Origin of the sequence: Novosphingobium sp. (assembly GCF_036733805.1) — a bacterium.
In the GTDB taxonomy this organism is placed as follows: Bacteria; Pseudomonadota; Alphaproteobacteria; order Sphingomonadales; family Sphingomonadaceae; genus Novosphingobium.
Genome location: NZ_DAIMZT010000044.1, coordinates 1 through 25,622, shown reverse-complemented (window position 1 = coordinate 25,622; position 25,622 = coordinate 1). Strand labels below are relative to the sequence as shown.

Genomic DNA, 25,622 nt, shown 5'->3' with positions numbered 1-25,622 from the left:
AACAAACTGGATTCACAACGGGAATCCCTCCGCCCATTTGCGCAACAAAGCCGCCTCAATAGCGGAACGAGAGTGTTGCGCCGTAGGTCGCGGGCATGCCAGTGAGGCGATTGACCGTGTCAACGAGGCGCGTAACGGTCACCAGATAAAATTTATCGGTCACGTTGCGGCCGAAGACTTCCGCGCGCCACCGCCCGTCGTCGAACTCGACACCTGCACGAAGGTCGAGCAATGTGTAGCCTGGGATCGCGAAAGTCGGGTCGTTGCCGAACGCGGCCACCGACTTGCTTTTGTAGCGCGGGCTAACGCCGAGATAAGCCTCGGTGCGCTCGCCGACTGGGAAGCGATATTCGATGTCGGCGGTGGCCGTCCATTTCGGCGTGGTCGGAAGTACTTCGCCGTTGACGTCTACGTTGCGGCCGAGCGGATCGGCAGCGAAGAAAGTGCTGTCTACCTTGGAATTGACATAGGCACCGCCCAGGTTGACCGTCAAAGCGCGGACCGGCTGCCAAAGAACACTAAGTTCAGCGCCACGAATGCTCGCCTTCGGAACGCTGACCTGCCCTGGTATGAGGCCGAACGCGCTCGGAATATACCCGTTGGTCTGCTTGTTCTTATAGTCGTAATAGAACGCCGCGCCGTTGAGTTGAAGGGTTCGGTTCAGCAGGGTCTGCTTGAACCCGACTTCATATGCGAGAAGCTCCTCTTGCGGAGCGGGTGCGAGAGTAAACGAGAAAATCGCGGGCGGATTCTGATAGACGCCCGCCTTGAAGCCCCTGGTGACGTTTCCGTATAGCAACGTGCCGGGGGCTGGCTCCCAGTCCAAACCGCCACGCCAGGACACGTTGTCTTCATTCAGACTGGAGAAGATACGTTCAGATTGTCCGTTCGCGGCGTTCAGGGTCACGCAAGCTCCAGGCGCAACGGGGTGATTAAACGCGACCGAAAATGCGCGGGCCAAGGCACCATCGCCCGGGTCTTGCAGGCAACCGTTGAAATCATTGTCGGACTTTGTGTAGCGAGCCGAGCCTTGCAGCGTGAGATTGTCGGTAATCTTAAAATCAAGACTTCCGAAGATGCCCTTCGTTTTTACGTTTTCCGATGCATCGCCGATCGCGTTGGTGAACCGGAACGGCCCTACGCCCGAATTGGTGGCATTGAGTGCAAACCGGTTCTGGTTATGCGATTTATCATGTTGGTAGTTGCCCCCGAGCATCCATTTGATCCGGCTTTCGGCGAACTGCCCGCTTATGCGCACTTCTTGTGAGATCGACTCGATGTCACCGAAGACATTCATGAGCAAGTTGGTGAACGGCGTACCATCCGGGTCAATCGGAAAATTGCGGTCAAACTTGGCATAGGCAGTAATCGAGTTGATCGTAATCGAGTCGGTAACGTTGAATTCGGCTCTGAATGTCGACTGGAAGAAACGATCCTTGCGACTGAAGCTTCGATTGGGATCCCAGTCCGCGATCCTGGCATTCTTGGGCGCGGTCGGGAAAGTGCTGAGGGACGGGACGAGGTCAGTATACCCACCGTTCGCAGGCGGCACGGTCGGATTATAGAAAAGAAACTGCGCTGCCTGACTGTCGCTGTCGTCCAGCCAGCCATTGACGTTAAGAGAAAAGCGAACTGTGTCGGAAGGGGTCCAATCGAGCAGGAAGCGGCCGGCCCAGAAGCTGCGCTGGCCAAGCCTGTCGTCCGGGCGGGTTAGACTGCGCTGCCAGTTGCCACGCTTGTCAATTGCGATCGCGACGCGTGCCGCAAGCGTATCGGTCAGTGGCCCGCTGACGTAACCGCGAATATTGGCGGTGCCATAATTGCCGCCGGTCAGGCCAAGGCCAGTGGCGAAGGTTCGGGTTGGCTTGTTCGCGATGAAGTTGATCGCGCCGCCGGTTGAATTCTGGCCGAACAGCGTGCCTTGCGGTCCCTTCAGCACTTCCACACGCTCAACGTCGAAAGTCGTTCCCTGTGCCATGACGGAAAAGGGGATCGGGGCTTGATCCATATAAATGCTAACCGCCGGCGCGGCCGAGATTGAATCGCCTAGGTTGCCCACGCCGCGGAGATTGTAGATCGGGTTACCATACTGGCTGGGCTGAAACGCGAAGCCGGGCGTAATCTTCTGCAGATCGGCGATTTGGGTCACGCCCTGGCGGATGAGGGTGTCTCCGGTCGCCGCCGTGATGGACATCGGAACGTCGTTAACCCGCTCGCTTTGTTTGCGAGCAGTGACGACAATGTCCGGGATTCCCGTTTTGGCCTCAGCTGCAGTAGGCTCCGCCTCCAAAGGCGGTGTTTGCGCATATGCAGCCTGCGCTATCGCCAAAGCAGTCGATGCGAAAATGGTGCTGCGAATCATCATGGATCCTCCCCTTTCATTCAGCGATCTCAGTCGCTCGTCCCCCATCGCCTCATCAGCCCCGGCGCATATCACCCGACGTGGAGTAGACTTAGACATCTAATAGTTAGATGACTTTGAAATAGGTGTCAACGGCCCGGGCTTGACCTGTGGTGTCCAGATTGCAGATTCAGACCTCCTTTAGCTGGAAGGATGCTCTACGGAGCACCCTTGGGCACGAGGAGTTGGCGTGCCTTGGCTTATTCGGCCATCGCCCGCTCGAAGATGATCCGCCGCATGTGGAGACCTGGAAGGTCGGCGCGAACACTCAGTTCCTGGTATCCGGCGACCGCCTCATCCGTCCAGGTCTTCTCCACCAGTTCCAGAGCTTCCTCGTCCTGCATGAAAGCCGTGTACGCGAGCTTGGCGATGGCTTCGGTAATCTCCGGACGATCGATGGAGGCATCGCGAGCTTGGGCGTAGAAGTAGTGGGTCGAATGCGCCGTCTCCGGCGTGAAGCAATGGATGATCTTGTTGTTGAACTCGGTGCGGCCACCCACGCCTCCCTCCAAGTCCTCGACAAGTGTGTGGGCGATATGGAACGCTGGCGTCTTGAACCAGCTTTCGGTCGTCCGATTGCAACGATGGCCTTCATTGCCGATGATCGTCGCGTTAGCCGCGTTAATTACCCGGTTCTCGTCCCGGCGGGTCACGACGACGCTGTTACCACGACGTTCGGTGGTAAAGGGCAAGCGTGTATAGGCGACATCGCCCACCACATCTCCATGCAAAAACGGGAAATGGGTCAGGTCCAGGACATTCTCGTGCAGTCGGGTGTAGTTGCTTCGGCAATGGATAAATCCCGTGAAGCTCACATATGAGGGGTCCGATAGCCAAGGATGCTCGGGAATGCAGGCGGGATCGGCCAGTGTGGGATCACCCATCCAGATCCACAGGAAAGGCGCCTTCTCGACCAAATGATAGCTGGGCGTGCAGAGGCCCTTCGGCACCGATTGTTGGGAAGGCACCTCGACACAACGGCCGTCCGGTCCAAAGACCAAGCCATGATAGCCGCATGCTACCGTGTCGCCGATGAGGGTGCTCCGCGATAGCGGGAACGACCGGTGCGGGCAGCGATTGCGCAAAGCAACGGCGCCACCGTCTTCGCGGCGGTAAAGCAGCACGTCGACATTCAAAATCTTGCGGTTGCGCAAAGTGCGATCGACTTCGGTGGAAAGAGCGGCGACGTACCATTCATTGTGAATGAAGGGAGTAGTGTGATCTGCAAGTGCTTGTGTGGACATCTCTCCACCCTCTTGTCTGGCTGTAGTTGGTCAGGCAGGGCTTCGTGAGCCATCGATCGGCAACGTGTCTGGCTCATCATTCGACGCTGGCTCAGCGACCATCGCTCTATGGGGATTGCGGCGATTGGTTTGATCGAACCGCAACGCCACCACATCGGGTCGCGCATAGTGCCCCACAGGATCCGCCATGGTCTTGGCGAAGGTAATGAGATCCATGTCGATCTCGGCGGTAACGATGCCTTCCTTGTCTTGGGGCAGAAAATCCGCCAACGGCCGGGCGTCCGGTCCGTAGATCATGCTCCGGCCTCCACCTGCCGGAAGCGGCAATTCTCGGCCGCACATCGCATTCTGACCCGCGAGAAACGCCTCGTCGAGCATCAGCGTGGAGGATAGGACGAAGCATTGTCCCTCCAGAGCGTAGGTCTGGGAGGCGGCGAGGGCGGGATCGGCGCTCAGCGCGTATGCCGGTGACTTGGCGGAATCGAAGAATGGCGGCCATCCGGCAACATGCACCTGTTCATGCTGGGAGAACATCGCGGCCTTCACCAGCGGCTGAATATGCTCCCAGCAGTTCAACGCACCGAGACGGCCAACGGATGTTTCGATAACAAGCAGGTCGGAACCATCCCCGTCGCCAAAGACCGTCCGCTCGGAGTAGGTGGAGCGCAGCTTTCTGCGGCAGGCGATAAGTTTCCCGTTCTCGCCGATGATGAGCTGCGCAATGTAGAGCGAGCCATAGCTGCGCTCGCAGATGCCGATGACGGCGGTCAGCGAATTGCGTCGCGCCGCTTCGCACAGCGCCGCTACCTCGGGGGAATCGGCCGCCACCGAATTTCGGTGCAAGGCCGGCAGCGTCCCTACCGCTTCGACCGATGGGATGAACCACGTCCAGAACGGGTAGCCCGGGAGCCAGACTTCGGGGAAAGCAAGCAGCTTGACGCCCTTGGCGCCGGCTTCGTCGATCAGCGCGATCGTCTTGCGCAGACCCGCGGCCAGATCGAGAAAGGCGGGCGCGGCCTGGACAGTGCCTGCGAGATATTTGGTTAAGGCGGTCATTGACGATCTCCTGATCTGCGCCTCCTCAGAAGGCGGGCGTTTCTTGTGATGCAAGGGTGGGCAGCATCCCGGTTCCGGGATGGCAATTGATGTATTCGTAATATTGTTCGTCGGATTTGAGGACGTAGACCTCATGATAGAGGTTGACGGCGGACGCGTTCTCGAACGTGCCGAGCAATCCCATGAACGCATTGATTACGGCATGATGCGTGGCATGGCCGGCCGACCAGGCTTCAAGTTTCTCAAGCGACTGCCAGATACCGTACCCAAAGGTCTCGGGTAGGTCGGTCCCTTCCTCAGTTTGGGCCAACATATAGGCGTTGCTGTAGCAGCCTATCGGGCGCCCCTGGTCTCGCAAGTACATCATAGCGGTTCGCAGTGCAGGCTCAACATTGCCAAGATAGAGCTTGCGCTCGGCCTCTTGAGTCATGCCCCAGTTCTGGCCTGACCGGATCACCGTAACGTTCTCGGAGCCTTTGACCCTGATCCGACGGCTATCCTTTGTGGTCTCGGTGGGCTCGGGCAGTCCGACAGGCTCCAAAGCTTCGGTTTGGGCACGCCCGAGCCGATCGCGCATGCTGCCCCAATAGGCATGCTCCCGGATCGGCTGTTCGGTAGGCGCCGCGATCACCGCACTGAGCCCCACCAGCCTCGACGGGTCGCCGATCAGCGTCTCAAATCCAGCGGTTGACGGCGTGAAGATCTCGCGGAAGTAGCCAGTTCCCTCATCGAGGCGTTTCAGATCGTTCCACCATGCTACCCGGTCGGGATGGTTGTCCCATCGCGCAAAAACCCTATGGTCCAGCCAATAGGCGATCAGGACAAGATTATCGTAGCCGGCCGCGTCCGTATGACGCGCCAGTTCATATCGGTCGGGGCCATCGGCCTCAGAGACCATCTGGCGCAAGGCGGCCAGTGTCGCCGCGGCGGACGCCTTTGCCTCAGGTCCCTTGGTCTGCACTCCGAAATATCCGATGGCTACGCGTTCCTGTGCCGGGCTCACCACGGACGACCAACCAGGAAAGGCCGGCTCGTGATCGGGCGCCATGCGGATGGCCTGCGTTCGCGGGCAGCGAAGATGGGGAGAGATTGCCGAATCCATTTCACCGACTCCTAATGCGTGATCTCACGGCGTGACGCTCCGAACGGGATCAGAACTTGACCAGATCGCCGCCCTTCAACGCCAGGATGTCCCGCGCCTGTTGCGGCGTGGCCACCTCGAGCGACAGGCTTTCCAGGATCGAACGCATCAGTCGGACCTGTTCTGCGCTGGATTTGGCGAGCGTTCCCTTTCCGATGAAGAGTGAATCCTCCAGTCCGACGCGCACGTTGGCGCCATTTAGGGCGCCCATCGTCGCAAACGGGATCTGGTGGCGTCCCGCCGCCATGACCGACCACTGATAGTCCTCGCCGAACAGCTTGTCGGCGATGCGCCTGGCATGAAGCAGGTTCTCGGTATCCGCACCTTGCCCGCCAAGAAGCCCGAAGATCGTCTGGACGAACAGCGGCGGCGTCACCAGCTTGCGATCGAGGAAATGGGCCAGGGTGTAGAGATGGCCCACATCGTAGCATTCGAATTCGAAGCGCGTGCCATGACCCTTCCCCAGCTGCTCCAGGATCTTCTCGATGTCAGCAAAAGTGTTCTTGAAGATAAGGTCGCGCGAGCTTTCGAGATAAGCGCCTTCCCACTCGTGCGTGAAAGACGTGTATTTGCCCAGCATCGGATAGAGACCAAAGTTCATCGACCCCATGTTGAGCGAGCAGAGCTCGGGCGATGCGATGAGGGGCGGGGCAAGCCGATCCTCGATTGTCATATGCTGCCCGCCGCCGGTGGTGATATTCACCACCGCGTCGGTGGATTGCTTGATCCTGGGCAGGAACTCCATGAAAAGCTTCGGATCGGCAGAAGGCTTCCCGTTCTCCGGATCGCGCGCGTGCAGGTGCAGCACGGCTGCACCTGCCTCGGCCGCATCGATCGCATCACGCGCGATCTGCTCCGGTGTGATCGGCAGATAAGGCGACATGCTTGGCGTGTGTACCGAACCGGTGACCGCGCAACTGATGATGACCTTGGACAAATACGCTCTCCTGATTTTTGTGGACGGTCTCATTGATGAAGTCCGGGCTAGGTCATCGATCCCAGCTCGGACAAAGACACCGCGGAGCCACGATGACCCCACGACCAGCCGCACCGCTTGTATCGCTCCGACGGCCAGGTCTGGTCGTCGACCGAGATCGAACCCCAGCCGATTTCCAGAGTGAACGTCGCGGGCGTTCGGGCGTAAAGCGACACGACTCCGTCTGTCGGGTGCCGTCCGAGATCGCGGCTGAGCGCGTGGCCCTGGTCGATCAGCCGGTCGCGCACCGATCCCAGGTCATCCAGCGTTGAGACTTCGATCATGACGTGGTCCACACCGGTCGCGTCGGAAGGCAGTTGCGCCAGCGCCAGGGTGTGATGGCGCTTTCCGGCCCGAAGGAAGGTCACGCTCAGCTTGCCGACATCGGCAACTTCGGTGATCTTGAGGCCGAGCGCCCTGCAATAAAAGTCGACCGAGACGGCAACGTCGCGCACCGACAGAGTGACATGCCCCATACCGGCCTCGCCGGCGGAAAACTCAACATGCTCAGGCGAGCGGAATGGCAGGCGGATGACCGTGCGCGCGCCCCAATATAGCTCCCCCACGACGCCGTCCGGATCGTGAAAGCGCGTGAGTTCCATAACATCGCGCCGCGTGGCGAGATCGGACCGTTCCTCCGGCTTGGCGCCAAGCGCCTCCAGACGCTCGACAACGCGGCGATACTCCTCGTGCGAACTCGCTTCCCAACCGACCGCTGCCAGGCGATCCTCTTTCCCAGGCGCGAGCAGGATTCTTGCCCAGCGATCCGCATCCATGCGAAAGCCAGTGCCGCGATCGGGATGGGATGCGATCTCGAATCCGATCGCGCGACCCAGTGCGAGCCACGGCGCGCCGTCTTTCGTTTCTATTTCAATATATCCAATCTGATTGACCATTCGGCACCACCAGTTTATACAAGCTAATATTATTAGACGTCTAACATAATACGTCAAGACCGTCGATGGCGTTGAAACCATTCGGTTCCGCGCGTAGGTGTGAAAAGTTTAGGCAGACTGGAATTTGATATGAGCGAGCCCAACGTCGAGGAAGAGCTGCTGGCTCTGACCCGGCTGTCGAAGAAGTTTCTGCAAAACGTGGATGACGACGACCGCAGTGCGGCGCGCATCATATGGCATATCATTCGCCTGGCGCGTCACGCAGAGCAGAGGATGGAGTTCGAAGTCCATCGTCCAATGGGCTGGACCTGGGCAGGATTCCGCATCATGGTCAACACCTTCGCCCTAGGAATGGTGGAACCTAACCAACTCGCTTCCATCCTGGGTGTTGCGCGCCCCACGGTGACCAGCAATCTCGACAAGCTGGAACGGGATGGCTTGATCTTGCGGCAGAACGATCCGGAGAATCGTCGCCGCATCCGGGTCGTGCTGACCGACAAGGGAACCCGTGCAGTCGAGCAGGCCATCCCGGCCCAGATCGCGGTTGAGCGCGATCTGGTCGCAGGCATGGGTTCGCATGAGCGCAGCGAGCTTGAACATCTTTTGCATGCCCTGCTCGAAACCCTGCGCCAGCGACCGCTCGACGATGGCGCCGATTCCTCGTCAGGACTTTCAGCTCCCCAGAATGGCATCGCGGTTCTCAGCGAGCCATTGCGCTAGCGTTTTCGGCTTGCGTCCCAGCATGCGTTCGACGAAGTCGTTGAGCGCCCAGACAACCTCGTTGTCGCGCTCATACTGGAAAAAGTTCCAGAGGAAATTCAGGCGCTGTTCTCCCATGTGCGTATATTCCCGGTTGAAGTCTTCGCGGCTGCCCTCATAGGTGATCGGTTCGGCCCAGACGTCCGACATCAGCTTCGCCGCGTCACGAAAGTACAGCAGATCATGACCATTGTTCATGGTATGAAACTGGCCGAAGTGACGTTGGTTGGTCGAGAGGAATAACCGGCCCGCAGTCTCGGCGATATCGACGGGATCGATATAGGGGATCAACCGCTCGGGCCAGACAAGGGTTCGCCGCTGCCGCAGGGCGGGGGACTGCCAGCGCAGGAAATTGTCCATGAACGTCGCGCCGCAATTGAGATAGGTCACCGGCAGATCGCTCTCGTCGAGGACCGACTTCGCGATGGGATGCTGGATCGGCAGGCCGAAGCCGTGATCCCGGAGCCATTGCGGAATCCGGCGCGGATTGCTCTCCGGCTGCATGCCCAAAAGTCGTACGACATAAGCCGAGGGGTTCGTGGTATGAAGCGCAGCCACGAGATTTCCCATCGCCTCGGCCTCATCGGTGCCGGTCGGCGTCACGGCGAACACGCCATCCACATCGCGCGTTGCCGTCTCCAATGAGGCGCGATCGGCGTAGTCCGCCAGCACGGTTTCCGCCTGCGGGAAGGCTTTCGCAAGCTCCGCTTGGCGCCCAGCGTCGCGTGAGGCCAGCCGCAGCGCCATCTGCGGCGCCTCGCGCGTCAGAAACGCGGCCAGTGGCTTGCCTATATGCCCACTCGCGCCGAAGATCAGGACCCTTGCCGGCACCTGCTTGTTGTTCTCGGCTTCCATGATGTGTTGCTCCTCGTTTGGCGCCCTCCCGCGCCGATTGTTCAATCTTCCGGTGCGATGATGATCCGCGCGCCAGGAGGAACTTGATCCGCAGCGACTTGACACGACAGACGGGACTTCTCCTGTATGTGGTCGGACGCCGACAGCAGGTCGCGTTCGTCCTCGCCGATCGCCTCGACGGTTCCAGATCCGCCTTCGAGATAGATGTGGCAGGTCGCGCACGAGCAACACCCGCCGCACAGGGCGAGAAGTTCGTCGACGCCGCTGTTGCGCAGGATTTCCATCAGTGAGAGGCCGGGATCGAGCCGAATCTGTCGTTCGGTTCCGTCGCGCAGGACAACCGCCCTCATATCAATCATGTCGTTCATATGGCTCGGCTCAGACGTGAGTTACCGGATTGGACAAGCGGCCAAGTCCATCGATCTCGATTTCGACCACAGGCGTCATTCTGCTCATGTCGATCTCGTGATGTGCGCGCGGAAACCGTTCGTTGCCCTTGGCCGCCGTGCCGCAGGTGATGATGTCGCCTGGCTCCAGCGTGAAATAGCGGCTGGCGTGCGCGATGATGCGTCGGACGGGATAGCTGTAATTGGCAGTCGTATCGCGGGCGAACTCCTCCCCGTCGGAATAACCCCTCACCTCCAGCGCGTCGGGATTGGCTATCTCGTCCGCGGTCGTGACATAGGGTCCCATCGGGCCGAACGTGTCCGCACCTTTCGATCGCGCATGATAGGTGAAATAGATGCTGCGATCGTCGTCACCATGCTCTCGCCGCCAGTCAAAATAGCCAATATAACCCGGCGACGCCTTCTGTTCGGGCGTCACGTCCACCGCGATCGAGTCCCCCCGCTTCAGTCCCTGCGAGGTGATGTCGTTGACGATCGTGTAGCCGAACACATAATCAAGCGCGTCCTTCTCCGACACATGCTTCGCGCGGCGGCCGATGACAACGCCAAGCTCGAGTTCCGGAAAAGTGAAGCCGTAATCGTCGCCGATCTCGATATTCGCGCCATGCCCGATCAGCGATGATGGCGGCTTCAGGAAGAACATCGGCCCGGCGGGCTCGACATGCGCGGTATTGTTGAGCCGCGTGTTGTTCATCGCGACGCCGAGGATCTTGCCTGGATCTGGCATGGGCGGCAGCCAGTTGATCGACGCCTCATCGAGGTAATCCAGCGCGGGAGCAGCCTCCGCGCGATGCACGGCTTCGCGGACCTGTGCCAGCAGTTCCGGACCGCCGGCGACAAGCGCGCGCATCGAAGTGGGAGCGGCACCAAGGCCAGCCAGATCGAAGGCGATGCGGAGCGGCAAGAGACCGCACCCGCTCGGGCTGGCGCAGACAAGTTCGGCCTCGCCGTTATTGAGGATCGTTGCAAATTTCATTGGGTCACCCCTCCTTTGATTACGTGCGCACCCGCAGCTTCCGGAAGCCGCGGAAATTGAGTGAATGGACACGCGCCGAGCGCTGCAGGTCGATCTCGAACTCGCCCAGCCGCGCGAGCAGGCGCTCGAAAGCGATTCGCATTTCAAGCCGCGCCAGCGACGAGCCCAGGCAATGATGGATGCCGACGTTGAACGAGATATGCCGCCGGTCGGATCGGCCGATGTCGAACGTGTCGGGCTCTGCGAAACGGCGTTCGTCGCGGTTGGCCGAAGACAGCAGGATCATCACCCGCGAATCGGCCGGTATTATCACGCCGTGCAGCTCGACCTCGCGCGTCGTCTGTCTTCCGAACGACAACGTACCGACGTCGTAGCGCAGTCCCTCCTCGATCATCGCCGGGATCAGCGAAGCATCGTCGAGCACCTGGCGCAGGACCGCACGATTGCTGTGCAGGGCGAGCAGGATGTTGCTCATCTGGTGCGCGGTCGAGGAGAAGCCCGCCGCGAGGATCGACCCGCAGGTGACGGCGACCTCTTCGTCGCTCATCGACACCCCTGCATCTTCAGCATGGAGAAAGGCGGTCAACATGTCGTCGCGCGGCTTGCCGCGGCGGTGCGCAACAAGGTCCATCATGAAGGCGAAGACCTCTTTCAATCCCTTGCCTTCGGGATACTCTTCGGTGGGGATGAACGCTTCATCCACAGCGACGCGCAGCTGCTCCAGCGCCTCATCCGGAACACCGATCAGCGAGCCGATGACCTTACCAGTGAGCGGGGCCGCCAACTGACTGACGAAATCGAAATCCGCAAGGTCGAGCGATGCGATCATGTCATCGACCAGCGTTCCGATACGCTCTTCATGCGCCTTGACGCGGCCTGGTGTGTACCCCGCTCCGATCAGACGACGCAGATGATCGTGACGCGGTGGATCGTTGGTGGTGAGCGTACGGCCGATGCGCGCCGGATCCTCATAGATCACATTGCCCTTGGCCGAGGAGAAGGTGCGCCAGTCGAGCATGGCCGCCTCGACATCCGCCCAGCGGGACAGCACCCAGATCGGTTCGTTGCGCAACTTGTAGACGGGCGCTTCGTCGCGCAGCCGACGGAAAGCGGGGAAGGGGTCCTGGACAACAGCGGCATCGCGAGGATCATAGATCTCGACGTCTGCGCGCCCGGCAGTCTCCGCAGGAGGTTCGGGAGCGCACGCTCCGGCGGAGATGTCATGCGATGTCAGGATTTTCGTGTTCATAGCGCCTCGACAATCGTGACATTGGCAATACCGCCGCCTTCGCACATGGTTTGGAGACCGTAGCGCTTGCCCTGCGCGCGCAGGGCATGAACGAGCGTAGCCATCAGCTTGGTTCCGCTGGCGCCCAACGGGTGTCCGAGAGCGATCGCGCCACCATTGACGTTCAGTTTTGCCGGGTCGGCGCCTGTCGCCTTGAGCCACGCCATCGGAATAGAGGCGAAGGCTTCATTCACTTCGAACAGGTCGATCTGGTCCAGGGTCATGCCTGCGCGGGACAGCGCGCGCTCTGTAGCGGCGATCGGTTCTTCGAGCATGATGACCGGATCGCCGGCGGTCACGGTCAGGTTAACGATACGGCCGATCGGGCTCAGCCCGAACCGGCGGACAGCCGCTTCGCTGGCCAGCAGCGCTCCCGACGCGCCATCGGTCATCTGGCTCGCATTGCCCGCCGTGATCGTTCCGGTCGGGGTCAGCGTCTTAAGGGCGGCGAGCGCCTCCATCGATGCATCGGCGCGGACGCCCTCGTCGCGCGTGAAGAGACCATCGACGGTCTCGATCGGCACGATTTCCCTATCAAACGCCCCGGTCTCGATCGCCTGGACTGCCTTGCGGTGGCTTTCCAGGGCAAAGCCATCCATGGCCTCCCGATCGAGGCCATATTTGTCGGCAACCGCCTGTGCGCCAAAAAACTGGCTGAATTCGTCGACACCGTAGCGCTTCCGGATGCTGGGCGGCCATGGACCCTCGCCGATTCCGGCTTGCCCGTAGAGGGTCATATTCGACAGCATCGGAACGCGCGTCATGCTTTCCGCGCCGGCGGCGATAACGAGATCCTGCGTTCCGGACATCACCGCCTGCGCCGCAAAGTGCAGCGCCTGTTGCGACGAGCCACACTGGCGATCGATCGTGACGGCCGGCACACTGTCAGGCAGTTTTGAAGCCAGCACCACGTTGCGACCGAAGGCGAACGACTGCTCCCCTCCTGGAGTCACGCAGCCCATGATGACATCCTCGACAGCCGCCGGATCAATACCGGTACGCGCAACCAGCGCATTCAAGACAGTGGCTCCGAGATCGGCGGGGTGGACGCTCGCCAATGCGCCCTTGCGCTTACCACCCGCCGTTCTGATTACATCAACGATATAGGCTTCTGCCATTGACCCCCTCCGTATCGGCTGCCTCGAAACCTTGGATGATCCGCCTCATGGATCATTGGGTTCAAGCAATTGACGAAATATAGTTAGACGTATAATCGTTATTCGTCTAATTGCAAGCCGATCGGGATGTCGGCGGGATGGCTCGCCGCGAACCCGACGTAGCCGGAGGATGCGTCAAGCGTGGAAGAGATATTCGACTTCGTTGTGATCGGGTCGGGTTCCGCTGGATGTGTTGCTGCGGCGCGAATCGTCGAACGCAGCGAAGCGACGGTGCTGTTGCTGGAGGCGGGCGGGACCGACGACAGTATGTTCTTCCGAATGCCGGCCGGCACGCCCAAGGTCCTCGCGACGAGGACCTGGCCTTATGAAACCGAGGCTGATCCAGCGACGGGGAATCGCCGCATGACCGTGGCCCAGGGCCGGGTGCTCGGCGGAAGCTCATCGGTCAATGGCATGATCTACATTCGTGGTCAGCGCGAAGATTTCGACGATTGGCGGGACGTGTATGGCTGCCATGGCTGGGGCTATGATGACCTGCTGCCTTATTTTCGCTGCGCCGAGGCGAACGAGACACTTTCGGATATCTATCACGGGACGACCGGTCCCTTATCGGTGAGCGATACCCGGTATCGCTATCCCTTGTCCGGGGCTTTCATTCGGGCCGCCCAGGAAACGGGCCTTCCATATACGCACGACTTCAACGGCGCATCGCAACTGGGGGTTGGCTGGTATCAGACCACGACGCGGGGAGGCGAACGCGCTAGCGTGGCGCGAGCCTATTTACCCGCCGTGCGTGCCAACCCGCGACTGCAAATCCGGACCGACGCGCTTGTCCATCGCGTCGTTGTCGAGAACAGACGCGCGGTGGCCGTCGAATATGCCGGCAAAGGGGGCAGAATCAGCCGGGTTCGGGTCGGCAGTGAGGTGATCCTGGCTGCCGGCGCGATCGGCAGCCCCAAGATTCTGCTCCTGTCCGGGATTGGGCCTGCGGACGAACTCGCCCGGCATGGGATCGAGCAGAAGGGCGACCTGCCCGTCGGGCATAATTATCAGGATCACCTGCATTTGTCGGTCAGCGCATCGACGAAGACCGGCCTGTCGCTCGATGGGCACATACGCGGCCTGAAGACACTGATGACGGGTATTCAGTGGATGGCATTCCGGTCGGGCATGGCCGCTTCAAATCTCCTCGAAGCCGGGGCTTTCATCGACACCACCGGCGCGGGACGACCCGACGTACAGATACATTTCGTACCGCTTTTCGACCGCTGGGACGACCCAACCGGCATTACCGATGGCTATACTCACGGCTTGACGCTGAAGGTGGGGCATCTTCGACCAAAGGCGCGCGGCCGCGTTACGCTGGCAAGCGCCGATCCTGAGGCGATGGTGCGGATTCATGGCAACCATCTGGGCCATCCCGATGATATTGACGGACAGATCAGGGCGGTCCGGGCCGCCCTTGAGATCACCAATGCGCCGTCGTTGCGGGCGGTCATAGACGAAGTATTTTCGCCGGTTCCTTCCTCGTTCGCTGCGGACGAGACCGCCTACTATGACGCCGGTAAGCTGGAAACCTGGATCCGGAAGGCGTGCAAGACGGTCTATCACCCCGTCGGGACCTGCCGAATGGGTCCGGATCCGGTGACATCCGTCGTCGCGCCGTCACTGCGCGTCCACGGGTTCGATGGGTTGCGCGTCATAGACAGTTCCATCTTCCCGGCCATCACCAGCGGTAACACGAACGCGCCAGTCATCGCAGTCGCTGAGAAGGCGGTCGATGCAATTCTTGGCAATCATTAATTCGGAGCTGAACCCTTGATCCTTGACAATCCTTTCGAAATTCGGCCTGCGGTTCGTGCGGTCCTTTCGGCCGATCCCACCGTTTTCATCGACGCGAAGCGCGTTGCAACGACCGGCGCCACGCTTCCCGTTCATGATCCCGCGACAGGACGCGTGATCGCGCTGGCGTCCGATTCGGACGATGCGACGGTGGATCGCGCCGTGCGTTCGGCCCGGGTCGCATTCGAGGATGGGCGTTGGCGCGATATGCGCCCCGCCGATCGGGAACGGGTGCTCCTGCGTTTCGCCGACCTGGTCGAGCATGCGGTGGATGAACTGGCGCAACTGGAAACGCTCGAACAGGGCAAATCGATCAACATCGCCCGTATGGTGGAGGTTCCTGGCGCGGTCGAATGGATGCGGTTCGCCGCCGGCCTGTCGACCAAGATCACGGGCCAGACCATGGATGTCTCACTGCCGGGCGGTCCGCGGCGCTGGACCGCCTATACTCGGCGAGAGGCGATCGGCGTGGTCGCGGCAATTGCCCCTTGGAACTTTCCGATATTGATTGCCGTGTGGAAGATTATGCCGGCGCTGGCGGCGGGCTGCTCCGTCGTCCTCAAACCGTCCGAGGTGACGCCGCTGACGGCACTCAGGCTCGCTGAACTTGCGGTCGAAGCTGGTTTGCCTGCCGGCGTATTCAACGTAGTGACCGGACGCGGGGCGGGTTGCGGCCGGGCGCTCGTCTCGCATCCGTTTGTCGCCAAAATCGCTTTCACCGGCTCGACAGCCACGGGCAAGGCGATCGGTCGTGCCGCGATGGACGGCATGAAGCGCGTCACTCTTGAACTTGGTGGAAAGAATCCGGCAATCGTTCTCGCTGACGCGGACCTTGGCGTTGTGATTCCCGGCCTCCTAGCGGCGGGCTTTCTGAATGGTGGCCAAATCTGCGCCGCCGCTTCGCGCGTTTACGTAGAGGCGCCGATTTTCGATGATCTCGTGGCCGGTCTGGAAGCCGCGATCGGCGACATGAACGTGGGCGCAGGGCTCGATCCGGCGGCCCAGCTCACCCCCCTTGCATCGGCCGCCCATCAGGCAAAAGTTCGCGCCTATCTCGATGACGCCCGAACGAACAGTGATGTGCGGCTTGGCGTCGACATACCGGAAGAGGGATATTTCGCAAGGCCGGCACTGGTCCTCAATCCGGATGAGCGGCTGAGGCTGTTCCGCGAGGAAGTTTTCGGTCCGATACTCGGCATAACGCGTGTCGCCGATGCCGAAGATGCCCTCGCGCGGGCTAATGCCAGTGATCTGGGCCTTGTCGCGAGCCTTTGGACTCGTGACCTAAACAGCGCGATGAACCTGATGCGGCGCATCGAGGCAGGGGTGGTCTGGGTCAATACCCATCTCCAGATCGATCCCGTCACGCCATTTGGCGGTTACAAGCAATCGGGTCTTGGCAGCGAATTCGGCGTGAACTGGCTCGATGCGTTTCTCGACACCAAGTCGATCTGCATTGCGCACTGACCGGATTTCCGAGGGGGCCGAAGGTCGATCATGAAGCTTTAGGAGAGGCCACATGGGGAAAATACGCGATCAATCAGTGGCATGTCGCGGCGTGGGCGCGTGACGTGGGCCGGGCGTTGTTGGCTCGGACGATCTGCGAAGAGCCGGTGGTGCTGTACAGGCGCGAGGATGGAAGCGTCGTCGCGCTCGAAGATGTGTGTCCGCATCGCCTCCAATCTTGCCGCGCGGGAGATCGAGGCTGTCATTCCCGGTCGATCAAACCGCCGCGTGAAGATCGAGCATGACCGGGCGCTCTACAAGCAGCGCAACCGGATCGAGCGCATGTACGGCCACCTCAAGGTCAACCGCGCCATCGCCACCCGATACGACCAACTGGCCAACAGCTTCCTCGGCATGGTCCATATCGCCACCACCAGATATTGGCTTAAATTTGTCCACGCCGCCTAGTTTTTGTGGCGCAACGGCTCCGTCGCCGTTGAATACCTTCAAGCGGTCGATAACAGTGACAGTGCGCTTAATCACGCCCTCGGCGGTCGCCTGCGGTAGCTGAGCGCTTCGGCCACGTGGATGCGCCCCACGTTTTGCGCGCCGCCCAAGTCAGCGATGGTGCGAGCCACCCTCAATATCCGCGTATATCCTCGCGCCGATAGCCGCATCGCTTCCGCTGCCTGCATCAGCAGTTTGCGACCGGCTTCATCCGGCGTGGCGTGCTGTTCCAGCAGATCGCCGTCCAGTTCGGCGTTGGTGCGTAGCTGGGTTCCTTCGAGGCGGGCGGTTTGGATTTGCCGCGTCCGCGCCACTCGAACGCTGACTTCGGCGCTGCCCTCGACCGGCGGGGGCAGGGCGAGGTCGGCGGCGCGCACCGGGTCTACCTCCACGTGCAGGTCGATCCGGTCCAGCAGCGGACCGGACACCTTGCTCTGGTAGTCGGCGGCGCATTTGGGTGCGCGCGAGCAGCCGAGCGCGGGGTCGCCCAGGTGGCCGCAGCGGCAGGGGTTCATGGCCGCGATCATCTGTACCCTTGCCGGATAAGTGACGTGGGCATTGGCGCGCGCGACCGTTACCTCGCCGGTTTCCAGCGGCTGACGCAGAGAGTCCAGCGCCTGGCGCTGGAACTCGGGCAACTCATCCAGGAACAGCACGCCCAAGTGCGCCATCGAGACTTCGCCGGGCCGCACTTTGAGACCCCCGCCCGTCAGCGCGGCGATGGAAGCGGAGTGGTGCGGGGCACGATATGGGCGGGCGCGGCTGATGCGACCGTTTTCCAGCGTGCCGGCCACGGAGGCGACCATCGAGACTTCCAGTGCTTCGGCTGGGGTGAGTTCCGGCAGCACGCCAGGCAGACAACTGGCGAGCAGCGACTTGCCTGCGCCGGGCGGGCCGACCATGAGCAGATTATGCGCGCCCGCTGCCGCGATTTCCAGCGCGCGCCTGGCCGTTTCCTGCCCCTTCACTTGCTTGAGGTCGGGGCCTGGCTCGGGCGGATCGACGCGGCCGACTTCGGGCTGGGGCAGCACTTGCGTGCCTTTCAGATGATTGAGCAGGCTGATGAGGTTTGGCGCCGCGATCACCGGCACGCCGCTGGTCCCCCCGCTTACCCAGCTCGCTTCCGAACCTTGCGCTGCCGGGCAGATCAAGCCCTTCTCCATCGCGCTGGCGTGAAGTGCGGCCAGCAGCACGCCGGGGGAGGGGATGACCCGCCCGTCCAGCGCTAGTTCGCCCACCGCCACGAAGTCCGCCATCTGTTCGGCATCGACGACTCCCATGGCGGCAAGGAGCGCGAGCGCTACCGGCAGATCGTAATGCGATCCTTCCTTCGGGAGGTCGGCCGGGGAGAGGTTGATGGTGATCCGCTTGGGTGGCAGGGCAAGGCCCATGGCGGTAAGCGCCGCGCTGACGCGCTGGCGGCTTTCGCCCACGGCCTTGTCCGGCAGCCCGACGAGGGCGAACGCGGGCATCCCGGGGGCGATTTGACACTGCACTTCGACCGCCCGCGCTTCAAGCCCGAGATAGGCCACGGTCGAAATCAGCGCGACCACGCACAACCTCTTTCATTTCTGCGATTCAGAGCCGCTCTCTACCGCATTGTCGGAATGGCGGGGATGCAAAAATCATGACTTACAAGGTTTTAACCCCATTCCTCATCCTGTGAGTAAGGCAGCGCCCGCATCGTTTCGGCCATGCGCGCCTTTCCTGCATTCCTAGTGCTCTTCGGTCTGCTGGCTCCGCTGCCGTCGGCGGCGCAAAGCATCGCTTATGAAGCGGTTGACCTTGACGCAAATCCCGCCCCCGTGGGAGGCGAGCGCAACCTGCCCACGCGCTGGGTCTCATCTGCCGCGGCTCCAAGACCTCAAGGAATTGCGAGCTATGGACCCTTTCGCGTGCTTGATGAGCGCCGCGCGGCCTTGATTGACGTCACGGACGGCCGCAGTCCTGGCCAGTTCGCAGCTATGCTGCGCGATCACCCCGGCATCGCGGTAATCGACATGATCGAATGCCCCGGCACGGAGGATGATCTCGCCAACCTCGCGCTGGGCAGGATGATACGCCAGCAGGGAATTTCCACGCATGTTCCCGAAGGCGGTTCCGTCCGTTCCGGCGGAGTAGAACTGTTTCTGGCCGGCGCGCATCGCTTCGCCGATCCTGGCGCGGAGTTCGCGGTGCATTCCTGGCAGGACGATGGCGGCCGTGAGGCTTCGGATTACGCAGCGAGCGCTCCAGAAAACCGGCGATACCTCCATTACTATCAGGAGATGGGCATGAGCCCGATCGAGGCCGAGGCATTCTATGCCATGACCAATTCGGCGCCGTTCGATTCGGCCAAATGGTTCGGCACCGGTACGATGGGACTGTGGGTCGATCTTGATCCGAATGCGCCGGCGAGCGCGCCGCCGCAAGCGGTCGCCTTGACTCTCGCGCCGCCCTCCAGTAACGGCGCCCGTCTGTGATCGGTCGCTTGTTCGCGGGCGGCCCTTTTTGTTCGGTCCTTCGGGGGCCATGTTTTTCAAGTGTGGAATTTCGAGGACTGACATGAAGCGCACTTTCCAGCCCAGCCGCCTTGTCCGCGCTCGCCGCCACGGCTTTCGCGCCCGCACTGCGACCGTTGGCGGTCGCAAGGTGCTTCGCGCTCGCCGCGCTCGCGGCCGCAAGAAGCTTTCGGCCTGATCCTCCAGCCTCGGCTGGATCGTATCGGCCCGTATCTCCAACCGGCCTCCTTCAATCAGGAGGCCGGTTGGAGATACGGGCCGATGCTGTTTAAGCGCGAATCGGTAACGCGTTTCGGGCGTTCGCTGTAAAACGTTCGTGATGACCACCCCTTATGCGACCATAACTCGACGGTCCGACTTCCTGGCCGCTAATCGCGGCTTGCGAGTCGCGCGGCCGGGCTTCGTGTTGCTGGCCAATGCCAATGGCGGGCAGGGGCGGCGGGCAGGGATCACCGTCACTAAGAAGATCGGCAACGCGGTTGTGCGCAATCGCATGAAGCGGCGCTTTCGAGCCCTGTTGCGCGAAGTGCTGCCCGATCATGGGCTGGCTGATACCGATCACGTCCTGATCGGGCGGGAAAACGGCGTGGAGCGCGATTTCGCCTTGCTGCGAGAAGAGCTTGTAGCAGCCCTTGCGCGTGCGCGGGAGGGCAAGGGTGATCCGGCGCGTCGAAAAAGCCTTTCGGCAAAGCGGCGCCGATGAAGCGTGCGCTTGCCTTTGTCCTTTCGCTGCCGGGGCTGTTCCTGATCGGTGTTGCGCGGGCATGGCAGCTTGGTCCTTCACGCATCCTGCCGCCGACCTGCCGCTACACGCCGTCGTGCTCCCAATATGCGATTGAGGCAGTGCGAAAGCATGGTGCGATTAAGGGTGGATGCTTGGCGATATGGCGTCTATTGCGCTGCCAGCCGTGGGGCGGGCACGGTCATGACCCGGTTCCGGACTGAATAGAACGATTGACGAGAAGCTGGCGATGGCAAGCATCGCGGCTAACGGGAATACGACAGGAAAAGGCCCTCGTGGATAACCAGCGCAACATCATCCTGGCAGTCGTGCTGACCGCCTTGATCCTCTTCGGATGGGAAGCGGGGGTCAACTATTTCTACCCGCAGCCTAAAGCGCCCCCGAAAGTGGAACAGGTTGTTCAGCCACAGGACAGCGCCAGCAGGATCAAGCCGACCCGCGAAGGGGGACTGCGCGATGCCGCCGAGATCGCGCTTGAGAAACAGGACCTGCAAACTGCGCTGGGCCATGGCGGCCGGTTGCCGATCGCGGCGCCGGGTGTTTCGGGATCGATCAATCTGACCGGCGCGTTGCTGGACGATCTGGTGCTTAACCGTCACCGAGAAACTGTGAAAAAGGATTCCGGCCCGGTCCGCATGTTCTCGCCGGCGGGAACGCCAGCGCAGCAGTTCGCGCAGTTCGGATGGGTGGGGCAAGGCGTTGCGACACCCAATTCGAGCACGGTCTGGACGGCGCCTGCGGGCGCGAAGCTGACTCCATCCACACCCGTCACTCTGACGTGGGACAATGGCCAGGGACAGGTCTTCGCGCTGACGCTCAAGGTCGACAATGATTACATGATTACCGCAGACCAGCGGGTTTCGAACAAGGGGGCGATACCGGTTACCGTGCAGCCGTTTGCCTTGGTGAACCGCACGGATGAGACTGCTGCGGCATATGCCTGGACGCTTCGTACCGGCGGCATCGGCGCTTTCGATGGATCGGTGGCATTCGGCCCGAAGTACGATGATGTCGTAAAGGTGGGAACGCAGGAGCAAACGGGCAATACTGACTGGATCGGGTTCACCGACGTCTATTGGATGTCCGCGGTAATCCCGGTGGGGGGCAAAGCGCACGGCAGCTTCCGCTCGATGGGAGACCATATCTTCCGCGCTGACGCCGTCTACGACCAGTCAATGATTCAGCCCGGACAAACGGTGTCGCGGGAGACGAAGCTCTTTGCCGGCGCCAAGGAACACGGAGTGCTGGACGCTTACGAGCGCCAAGGCGTCGCCAACTTCGGCCTCGCCATCGACTGGGGTTGGTTCCGCTGGTTCGAAAAACCGATCTTCTGGCTGCTTACGTCGCTGTTCAAGCTGGTCGGTAACTTCGGTGTCGCGATCATTCTGCTGACAGTCATCGTGCGCGGGATCATGTTCCCAGTCGCGCAGCGGCAGTTCGCCTCGATGGCGGCCATGCGCGCGATTCAGCCGAAGATGAAGGCGATCCAGGATCGGTACAAAGACGATAGGGAGAAGCAGCAGAAGGAGATCATGGAGCTTTACAAGAAGGAAGGCGTGAACCCGCTTGCCGGCTGCCTCCCGATGTTTCTCCAGATCCCGGTGTTTTTCGCGCTCTACAAAGTGCTGAACCTGGCGATCGAGATGCGCCATCAGCCGTTCGTGCTGTGGATCAAGGACCTCTCCGCACCCGATCCGCTGCACATCCTCAATCTTTTCGGCCTGCTGCCGTTCGACCCGCCGGGTTTCCTGGGCATAGGACTATTGGCGCTGTTGCTGGGCGTGACGATGTTCTTCCAGTTCCGGCTCAATCCGCAACAGATGGACCCGACACAGCAGCAGATATTCGCCCTGATGCCCTGGTTCATGATGTTCGTGATGGCGCCTTTCGCCTCGGGCCTGCTGGTGTACTGGATCACCTCGAACATTTTGACCATCGCGCAGCAGAAGTATCTTTATAGCCGTCACCCGCAATTGAAGGCGCAAGTGGAAAAGGACGCGCAGGACAAGGCGCGCACCACCGCCAGGGCCGGAAAGTGAAGTCCTTCGCGGGGGCTCGCTGATGAACGAGGGGATGGAGGCGGACCTTGCGGAGCGAGCGCGCAAGCTCTTTTCGGGTCCGATCGCGTTCCTCAGGAGCGCGCCTGCACTCAAGTTTCTGCCCGACCCGGAAGCGCCCGAAATCGCCTTCTGCGGACGCTCCAACGTCGGCAAGTCCTCTCTGCTCAATGCATTGACGGGAAGGAAGGCGATCGCGCGCACGTCCGTGACGCCAGGCCGAACGCAGGAACTCAATTTTTTCGACGTGGGCGATCCGTTGCAATTCCGGCTTGTCGACATGCCGGGGTATGGCTTCGCCAAGGCTCCCCCGGCGGTGGTCGAAAAATGGCGAAGGCTGGTGCGCGATTACTTGCGTGGGCGCGTGGTGCTCAAGCGCACCCTGCTGCTGGTTGATAGCCGCCATGGGATTAAAGCGGTCGACGCCGAAATGATGAAAATGCTCGACGAGGCGGCCGTGGGTTATCGTATTATCCTGACCAAGGCAGACAAGATCAAGGCAAGCGAACTGGCGGCGGTGCACGCCGCCGCCATTGCCGAAGCTAGGAAACATTCTGCGGCCTTTCCGGAGGTGCTTGTCACGAGTTCGGAAAAGGGAATGGGTATAGAAGAGCTTCGCGGCGCCGTGCTTGGCGACGCGGAACTTTGATTACCACGAAGGTTTTCTCGGGAAATCCGCACAACTTCGTGATTGTGACGATTGCATGACAAACGCGGCTTGAATAATGGCGGCCTGGATGCGCCGGGAAGGAGGAGGTCTCGCTGATGCGCCAGATTGCCGTTCTTCCGTATCGGACCCTTGGCGCTGCCGTTGATGCGCCCATTCAGATTCTGCTTATTACCTCGCGACAGACGCGACGTTGGGTCATCCCCAAAGGCGGCGTGATGAAAGACATGCCGCCGCATGCGGCAGCTGCGATCGAGGCGGAGGAGGAAGCGGGCGTGCGCGGGGCCGCGTGCCCGACGCCACTCGGCTCCTATCGTTATCGCAAGCGCCGCAGTTCGGGCGCGTCAGTCTGGGTGGATGTGGACGTATTTCCCTTGGCGGTGACTGAAGAGCTGGAGGCTTGGGATGAACAGCACCAGCGCGAGCGATGCTGGTTTTCGCTTATGGAGGCGGCGGAGGCGGTTGACGAGGAGGATCTTCGCGCGCTTATCCGCAGCTTCGGCGCGCGCGAGTTTCGTGCCGCGACCAACTCTACCCGCCTGATCGGTGCGGTGGCTGATCGGATGGCCGAGAAGACGGGGGTCAATACAATGTTCGCGTGGTTCCAGAAACTGCTGCCGCAGCAGGGCAATTTCTTCGACTTGTTCGAACGGCAGGCCGCGACGCTTGTGGCCGGAGCGGACGCGCTGGCTCGGCTGGCCCAGGGCGGCGCAGGTCGCGCGCAACATATCCGCGAGATCGAGGAGCGCGAGCACGACGCCGATGATATTACGCGCGAAGTGCTGCAAACGGTGCGACGCACTTTTCTGACGCCCTTCGACCGGTCATCCATCACCAGTCTGATTACGGCCATGGATGACGCCATCGACGAGATGCACCAGACCGCCGGTGCCGCTGATCTCTATGACGTCGTAGATTTCGAGCCCGAGATGCGGGACATGGCCGCGATCATCGTCGATGCGGCGCGCCTGACGGCTGAAATCATGCCCTTGCTTCGCAAGGTTGCTGACAATGGCCATCGCCTGCATGAATTGACCGAACGCCTTGTCCGCATGGAAGGACACGCTGACGAGATTCACGCCGCCGGCCTCAAGCGGGTATTCAAGGCGAGCGCGGGCAAGGACCCACTTCACTTCGTTGTCCGTCAGGAGATGTTCAAGCGACTTGAACGGGTGGTGGACCGTTTCGAGGACTTGGCGAACGAGATTGACGGTCTCGTGATCGATCACGCCTGAGCGGAACGCGAACATCATGGATCACAGCCTTGCGTTGCCGCTGCTGATCGGCCTTGTCGTTATGGGACTGGCGTTCGACTTTCTGAACGGCCTGCACGACGCCGCCAATGCCATCGCCACCGTGGTATCGACGCGCCTGCTTTCGCCGGTCATGGCGGTGGCTTTTGCCGCGGTGGGCAACTTTGCTGCCTATTGGTTCGTGGGCCTGCATGTCGCCGAGACGGTGGGCAAGGGCATAATCGACAAGGATGCCGTGACGCCCGCCGTGGTGTTCGGAGCGTTGGTGGGTGCGATGTTCTGGAATGTCGTTACCTGGGTGAAAGGCATTCCATCCAGTTCCAGCCATGCGTTGATCGGCGGTTTGCTGGGAGCCGGCGTGGCTCATGGCGGTTTCGGCATTGTCGAAGCCGATGGCACGACCAAAACGGTGGTAGCCATTGTGGCTTCGCCCCTGATCGGCTTCGTGATCGCGATGGTGGCCATGTTGATTACGAGCTGGCTGTTCAAGGGAGCGGCCCCGCGGGCCGCCAATGGCACGTTCAAGGGGCTCCACTTGTTGTCCAGCGCGGCTTACTCGATCAGCCACGGGGGCAACGATGCGCAAAAGACGATGGGCCTCATTGCCGTGCTTCTTTATTCGACCGGGCATCTTTCCGGTGGCTTTCATGTCCCCGAATGGGTCGTGCTGTCGTGCTATACGGCCATGGCGCTGGGTACGCTTTCAGGCGGCTGGAAAATCATCAGGACAATGGGATCCAAGCTGACCAAGCTCAATCACCATTCCGGCTTCTGCGCGTCTGGCGCAGGTTCGATCGTGGTCTTCGGCGCCAGCGCTCTGGGCATTCCGGTTTCGACAACGCACGTCATCACCGGCGCCGTGGTCGGCACGGGCGCAGCCCGCCGTGCCAGCGCGGTGCGGTGGAGCGTGGCAAGCCGGGTGATCGTGGCCTGGTTCATCACCATTCCGGCGAGCGCCGCCGTCGGCGCCTTGTTCTATGAAATCACGCGCCTGCTCTGATTTGTCCTTTGCGGCTCGACAGGCGGCGGCTTAGGTCTTAGGTCCCCTGTGACGCCAAAGGGAACGTGCCCCCCGTGAAGCTGATTGTCGGCAACAAGAACTATTCCAGTTGGTCACTGCGCGGCTGGCTGGCCTGCAAGCAGTCCGGCCTGCATTTCGATGAGATTACCGTCCCGCTTTACGGGGACGACTGGGAGCATTTCAAGAAAAGCTCCGACGAGCTCGCTCCCAGCCAGGGCAAAGTGCCGATCCTGTGGGACGGCGAGGCCGTGGTGTGGGATAGCGCGGCGATTATCGAATACCTTGCCGACAAGGTCGGCCGGGACCGCTTCTGGCCCAAGGCCGACGACGCGCGAGCGATGGCGCGATCCATGGTGGCGGAGATGCATTCCAGTTATCTGCCGCTGCGCCGTGCCTGCCCCATGAGCATTCGCGCGCGGGTTCAGGGCGTGACCATCGATGAGGCAGTGCAGGCGGACATCGTGCGCGT

At 61.3% G+C, this 25,622-nt stretch carries 25 protein-coding genes and 1 pseudogene; 14 read left to right on the top strand and 12 right to left on the bottom strand.

Annotation, left to right across the window (positions count from 1 at the left end):
• Positions 1-55 precede the first annotated feature (55 nt).
• From V7D69_RS11150 to V7D69_RS11125, 6 genes are all read right to left on the bottom strand, one after another.
• Positions 56-2,365 carry a TonB-dependent receptor gene (locus V7D69_RS11150; protein ID WP_333605822.1) on the bottom strand — a complete coding sequence of 770 codons (2,310 nt, stop codon included), beginning with the start codon at positions 2,363-2,365 and terminating at the stop codon, positions 56-58.
• 236 nt (positions 2,366-2,601) lie between these two features.
• Positions 2,602-3,645 (bottom strand): aromatic ring-hydroxylating dioxygenase subunit alpha, encoded by a 1,044-nt coding sequence (locus V7D69_RS11145; RefSeq protein WP_333605821.1) that lies wholly within the window; start codon positions 3,643-3,645, stop codon positions 2,602-2,604.
• 30 nt (positions 3,646-3,675) lie between these two features.
• Positions 3,676-4,701: a carbon-nitrogen hydrolase family protein gene (locus V7D69_RS11140; RefSeq protein WP_333605820.1), complete on the bottom strand. Its 1,026-nt coding sequence runs from the start codon at positions 4,699-4,701 to the stop codon at positions 3,676-3,678.
• Between the two features lie 25 nt (positions 4,702-4,726).
• Positions 4,727-5,803, bottom strand: a complete 1,077-nt coding sequence (locus V7D69_RS11135; RefSeq protein ID WP_333605819.1) for a phenylacetaldoxime dehydratase family protein — start codon at positions 5,801-5,803, stop codon at positions 4,727-4,729.
• Positions 5,804-5,852: 49 nt separating this feature from the next.
• Positions 5,853-6,779 carry a 3-keto-5-aminohexanoate cleavage protein gene (locus tag V7D69_RS11130; protein WP_333605818.1) on the bottom strand — a complete coding sequence of 309 codons (927 nt, stop codon included), beginning with the start codon at positions 6,777-6,779 and terminating at the stop codon, positions 5,853-5,855.
• A 47-nt stretch (positions 6,780-6,826) separates the two neighbouring features.
• The gene (locus tag V7D69_RS11125) at positions 6,827-7,714 is read right to left on the bottom strand and encodes a VOC family protein (RefSeq protein ID WP_333605817.1); all 888 of its coding nucleotides are present in this window, start codon (positions 7,712-7,714) and stop codon (positions 6,827-6,829) included.
• 129 nt (positions 7,715-7,843) lie between these two features.
• Here V7D69_RS11125 and V7D69_RS11120 point away from each other — a divergent pair, with 129 nt between their 5' ends.
• Positions 7,844-8,434, top strand: coding sequence for a MarR family winged helix-turn-helix transcriptional regulator (locus V7D69_RS11120; RefSeq protein WP_333605816.1), 591 nt, complete (start codon positions 7,844-7,846; stop codon positions 8,432-8,434).
• Here the strand turns inward: V7D69_RS11120 and V7D69_RS11115 are convergent.
• The 5 genes from V7D69_RS11115 to V7D69_RS11095 form a co-directional block, all read right to left on the bottom strand.
• Positions 8,387-9,328, bottom strand: a complete 942-nt coding sequence (locus V7D69_RS11115; RefSeq protein ID WP_333605815.1) for an SDR family oxidoreductase — start codon at positions 9,326-9,328, stop codon at positions 8,387-8,389. The two genes, V7D69_RS11120 and V7D69_RS11115, sit on opposite strands and share 48 nt — an antisense overlap.
• A 41-nt stretch (positions 9,329-9,369) precedes the next feature.
• Positions 9,370-9,696 (bottom strand): 2Fe-2S iron-sulfur cluster-binding protein, encoded by a 327-nt coding sequence (locus V7D69_RS11110; RefSeq protein ID WP_442947053.1) that lies wholly within the window; start codon positions 9,694-9,696, stop codon positions 9,370-9,372.
• 10 nt (positions 9,697-9,706) lie between these two features.
• Entirely contained in the window at positions 9,707-10,711 is a 1,005-nt protein-coding gene (locus V7D69_RS11105; protein WP_333605814.1) for a fumarylacetoacetate hydrolase family protein, read from the bottom strand.
• Positions 10,712-10,730: 19 nt separating this feature from the next.
• The gene (locus V7D69_RS11100) at positions 10,731-11,729 is read right to left on the bottom strand and encodes a cytochrome P450 (RefSeq protein WP_333605813.1); all 999 of its coding nucleotides are present in this window, start codon (positions 11,727-11,729) and stop codon (positions 10,731-10,733) included.
• A 227-nt stretch (positions 11,730-11,956) separates the two neighbouring features.
• Positions 11,957-13,117: an acetyl-CoA C-acetyltransferase gene (locus tag V7D69_RS11095; RefSeq protein WP_333605812.1), complete on the bottom strand. Its 1,161-nt coding sequence runs from the start codon at positions 13,115-13,117 to the stop codon at positions 11,957-11,959.
• A 180-nt stretch (positions 13,118-13,297) separates the two neighbouring features.
• Here V7D69_RS11095 and V7D69_RS11090 point away from each other — a divergent pair, with 180 nt between their 5' ends.
• From V7D69_RS11090 to V7D69_RS11075, 4 genes and pseudogenes are all read left to right on the top strand, one after another.
• Positions 13,298-14,920 (top strand): GMC family oxidoreductase, encoded by a 1,623-nt coding sequence (locus tag V7D69_RS11090; protein ID WP_333605811.1) that lies wholly within the window; start codon positions 13,298-13,300, stop codon positions 14,918-14,920.
• 15 nt (positions 14,921-14,935) lie between these two features.
• Positions 14,936-16,426: an aldehyde dehydrogenase family protein gene (locus V7D69_RS11085; protein ID WP_333605810.1), complete on the top strand. Its 1,491-nt coding sequence runs from the start codon at positions 14,936-14,938 to the stop codon at positions 16,424-16,426.
• A 104-nt stretch (positions 16,427-16,530) separates the two neighbouring features.
• Positions 16,531-16,587 (top strand): annotated as a pseudogene (locus tag V7D69_RS16200) (hypothetical protein); the annotation flags it as partial.
• A gap of 7 nt (positions 16,588-16,594) precedes the next feature.
• Positions 16,595-16,873 (top strand): transposase, encoded by a 279-nt coding sequence (locus tag V7D69_RS11075; protein WP_442947052.1) that lies wholly within the window; start codon positions 16,595-16,597, stop codon positions 16,871-16,873.
• Positions 16,874-16,944: 71 nt separating this feature from the next.
• Here V7D69_RS11075 and V7D69_RS11070 read toward each other — a convergent pair whose 3' ends face one another.
• Positions 16,945-18,465 (bottom strand): YifB family Mg chelatase-like AAA ATPase, encoded by a 1,521-nt coding sequence (locus V7D69_RS11070; protein ID WP_324063817.1) that lies wholly within the window; start codon positions 18,463-18,465, stop codon positions 16,945-16,947.
• 141 nt (positions 18,466-18,606) lie between these two features.
• Between V7D69_RS11070 and V7D69_RS11065 the strand changes: the two genes are divergently transcribed.
• From V7D69_RS11065 to V7D69_RS11025, 9 genes are all read left to right on the top strand, one after another.
• Positions 18,607-19,374, top strand: coding sequence for an alpha/beta hydrolase (locus tag V7D69_RS11065; protein WP_324063818.1), 768 nt, complete (start codon positions 18,607-18,609; stop codon positions 19,372-19,374).
• An 82-nt stretch (positions 19,375-19,456) separates the two neighbouring features.
• Positions 19,457-19,591, top strand: a complete 135-nt coding sequence (gene rpmH / locus V7D69_RS11060) for a 50S ribosomal protein L34 (RefSeq protein ID WP_039388288.1) — start codon at positions 19,457-19,459, stop codon at positions 19,589-19,591.
• Positions 19,592-19,732: 141 nt separating this feature from the next.
• Positions 19,733-20,116, top strand: a complete 384-nt coding sequence (rnpA, locus tag V7D69_RS11055) for a ribonuclease P protein component (protein WP_324063819.1) — start codon at positions 19,733-19,735, stop codon at positions 20,114-20,116.
• Positions 20,113-20,358, top strand: a complete 246-nt coding sequence (gene yidD / locus V7D69_RS11050; protein ID WP_324063820.1) for a membrane protein insertion efficiency factor YidD — start codon at positions 20,113-20,115, stop codon at positions 20,356-20,358. Before rnpA ends, yidD begins: the two co-directional genes overlap by 4 nt.
• Positions 20,359-20,430: 72 nt before the next feature.
• Positions 20,431-22,194 carry a membrane protein insertase YidC gene (gene yidC / locus V7D69_RS11045; protein WP_333605808.1) on the top strand — a complete coding sequence of 588 codons (1,764 nt, stop codon included), beginning with the start codon at positions 20,431-20,433 and terminating at the stop codon, positions 22,192-22,194.
• 22 nt (positions 22,195-22,216) lie between these two features.
• Entirely contained in the window at positions 22,217-22,861 is a 645-nt protein-coding gene (gene yihA, locus V7D69_RS11040; protein ID WP_324063822.1) for a ribosome biogenesis GTP-binding protein YihA/YsxC, read from the top strand.
• Between the two features lie 116 nt (positions 22,862-22,977).
• Entirely contained in the window at positions 22,978-24,114 is a 1,137-nt protein-coding gene (locus tag V7D69_RS11035) for a DUF47 family protein (RefSeq protein ID WP_324063823.1), read from the top strand.
• A 16-nt stretch (positions 24,115-24,130) separates the two neighbouring features.
• Positions 24,131-25,132 carry an inorganic phosphate transporter gene (locus tag V7D69_RS11030; protein WP_324063824.1) on the top strand — a complete coding sequence of 334 codons (1,002 nt, stop codon included), beginning with the start codon at positions 24,131-24,133 and terminating at the stop codon, positions 25,130-25,132.
• A 74-nt stretch (positions 25,133-25,206) separates the two neighbouring features.
• A partial coding sequence (locus tag V7D69_RS11025; protein WP_333605807.1) for a glutathione S-transferase occupies positions 25,207-25,622 on the top strand: 416 nt, incomplete at its 3' end.

Coding starts and splice junctions, on each gene's coding strand:
- V7D69_RS11150 (WP_333605822.1), bottom strand. CDS start 2,365: ATGATGATTCGCAGCACCATTTTCGCATCGACTGCTTTGGCGATAGCG.
- V7D69_RS11145 (WP_333605821.1), bottom strand. CDS start 3,645: ATGTCCACACAAGCACTTGCAGATCACACTACTCCCTTCATTCACAAT.
- V7D69_RS11140 (WP_333605820.1), bottom strand. CDS start 4,701: ATGACCGCCTTAACCAAATATCTCGCAGGCACTGTCCAGGCCGCGCCC.
- V7D69_RS11135 (WP_333605819.1), bottom strand. CDS start 5,803: ATGGATTCGGCAATCTCTCCCCATCTTCGCTGCCCGCGAACGCAGGCC.
- V7D69_RS11125 (WP_333605817.1), bottom strand. CDS start 7,714: ATGGTCAATCAGATTGGATATATTGAAATAGAAACGAAAGACGGCGCG.
- V7D69_RS11120 (WP_333605816.1), top strand. CDS start 7,844: ATGAGCGAGCCCAACGTCGAGGAAGAGCTGCTGGCTCTGACCCGGCTG.
- V7D69_RS11115 (WP_333605815.1), bottom strand. CDS start 9,328: ATGGAAGCCGAGAACAACAAGCAGGTGCCGGCAAGGGTCCTGATCTTC.
- V7D69_RS11110 (WP_442947053.1), bottom strand. CDS start 9,696: ATGAACGACATGATTGATATGAGGGCGGTTGTCCTGCGCGACGGAACC.
- V7D69_RS11105 (WP_333605814.1), bottom strand. CDS start 10,711: ATGAAATTTGCAACGATCCTCAATAACGGCGAGGCCGAACTTGTCTGC.
- V7D69_RS11100 (WP_333605813.1), bottom strand. CDS start 11,729: ATGCTCGACTGGCGCACCTTCTCCTCGGCCAAGGGCAATGTGATCTAT.
- V7D69_RS11095 (WP_333605812.1), bottom strand. CDS start 13,117: ATGGCAGAAGCCTATATCGTTGATGTAATCAGAACGGCGGGTGGTAAG.
- V7D69_RS11075 (WP_442947052.1), top strand. CDS start 16,595: ATGGAAGCGTCGTCGCGCTCGAAGATGTGTGTCCGCATCGCCTCCAAT.
- V7D69_RS11065 (WP_324063818.1), top strand. CDS start 18,607: ATGCGCGCCTTTCCTGCATTCCTAGTGCTCTTCGGTCTGCTGGCTCCG.
- rpmH (WP_039388288.1), top strand. CDS start 19,457: ATGAAGCGCACTTTCCAGCCCAGCCGCCTTGTCCGCGCTCGCCGCCAC.
- rnpA (WP_324063819.1), top strand. CDS start 19,733: ATGACCACCCCTTATGCGACCATAACTCGACGGTCCGACTTCCTGGCC.
- yidD (WP_324063820.1), top strand. CDS start 20,113: ATGAAGCGTGCGCTTGCCTTTGTCCTTTCGCTGCCGGGGCTGTTCCTG.
- yihA (WP_324063822.1), top strand. CDS start 22,217: ATGAACGAGGGGATGGAGGCGGACCTTGCGGAGCGAGCGCGCAAGCTC.
- V7D69_RS11035 (WP_324063823.1), top strand. CDS start 22,978: ATGCGCCAGATTGCCGTTCTTCCGTATCGGACCCTTGGCGCTGCCGTT.
- V7D69_RS11030 (WP_324063824.1), top strand. CDS start 24,131: ATGGATCACAGCCTTGCGTTGCCGCTGCTGATCGGCCTTGTCGTTATG.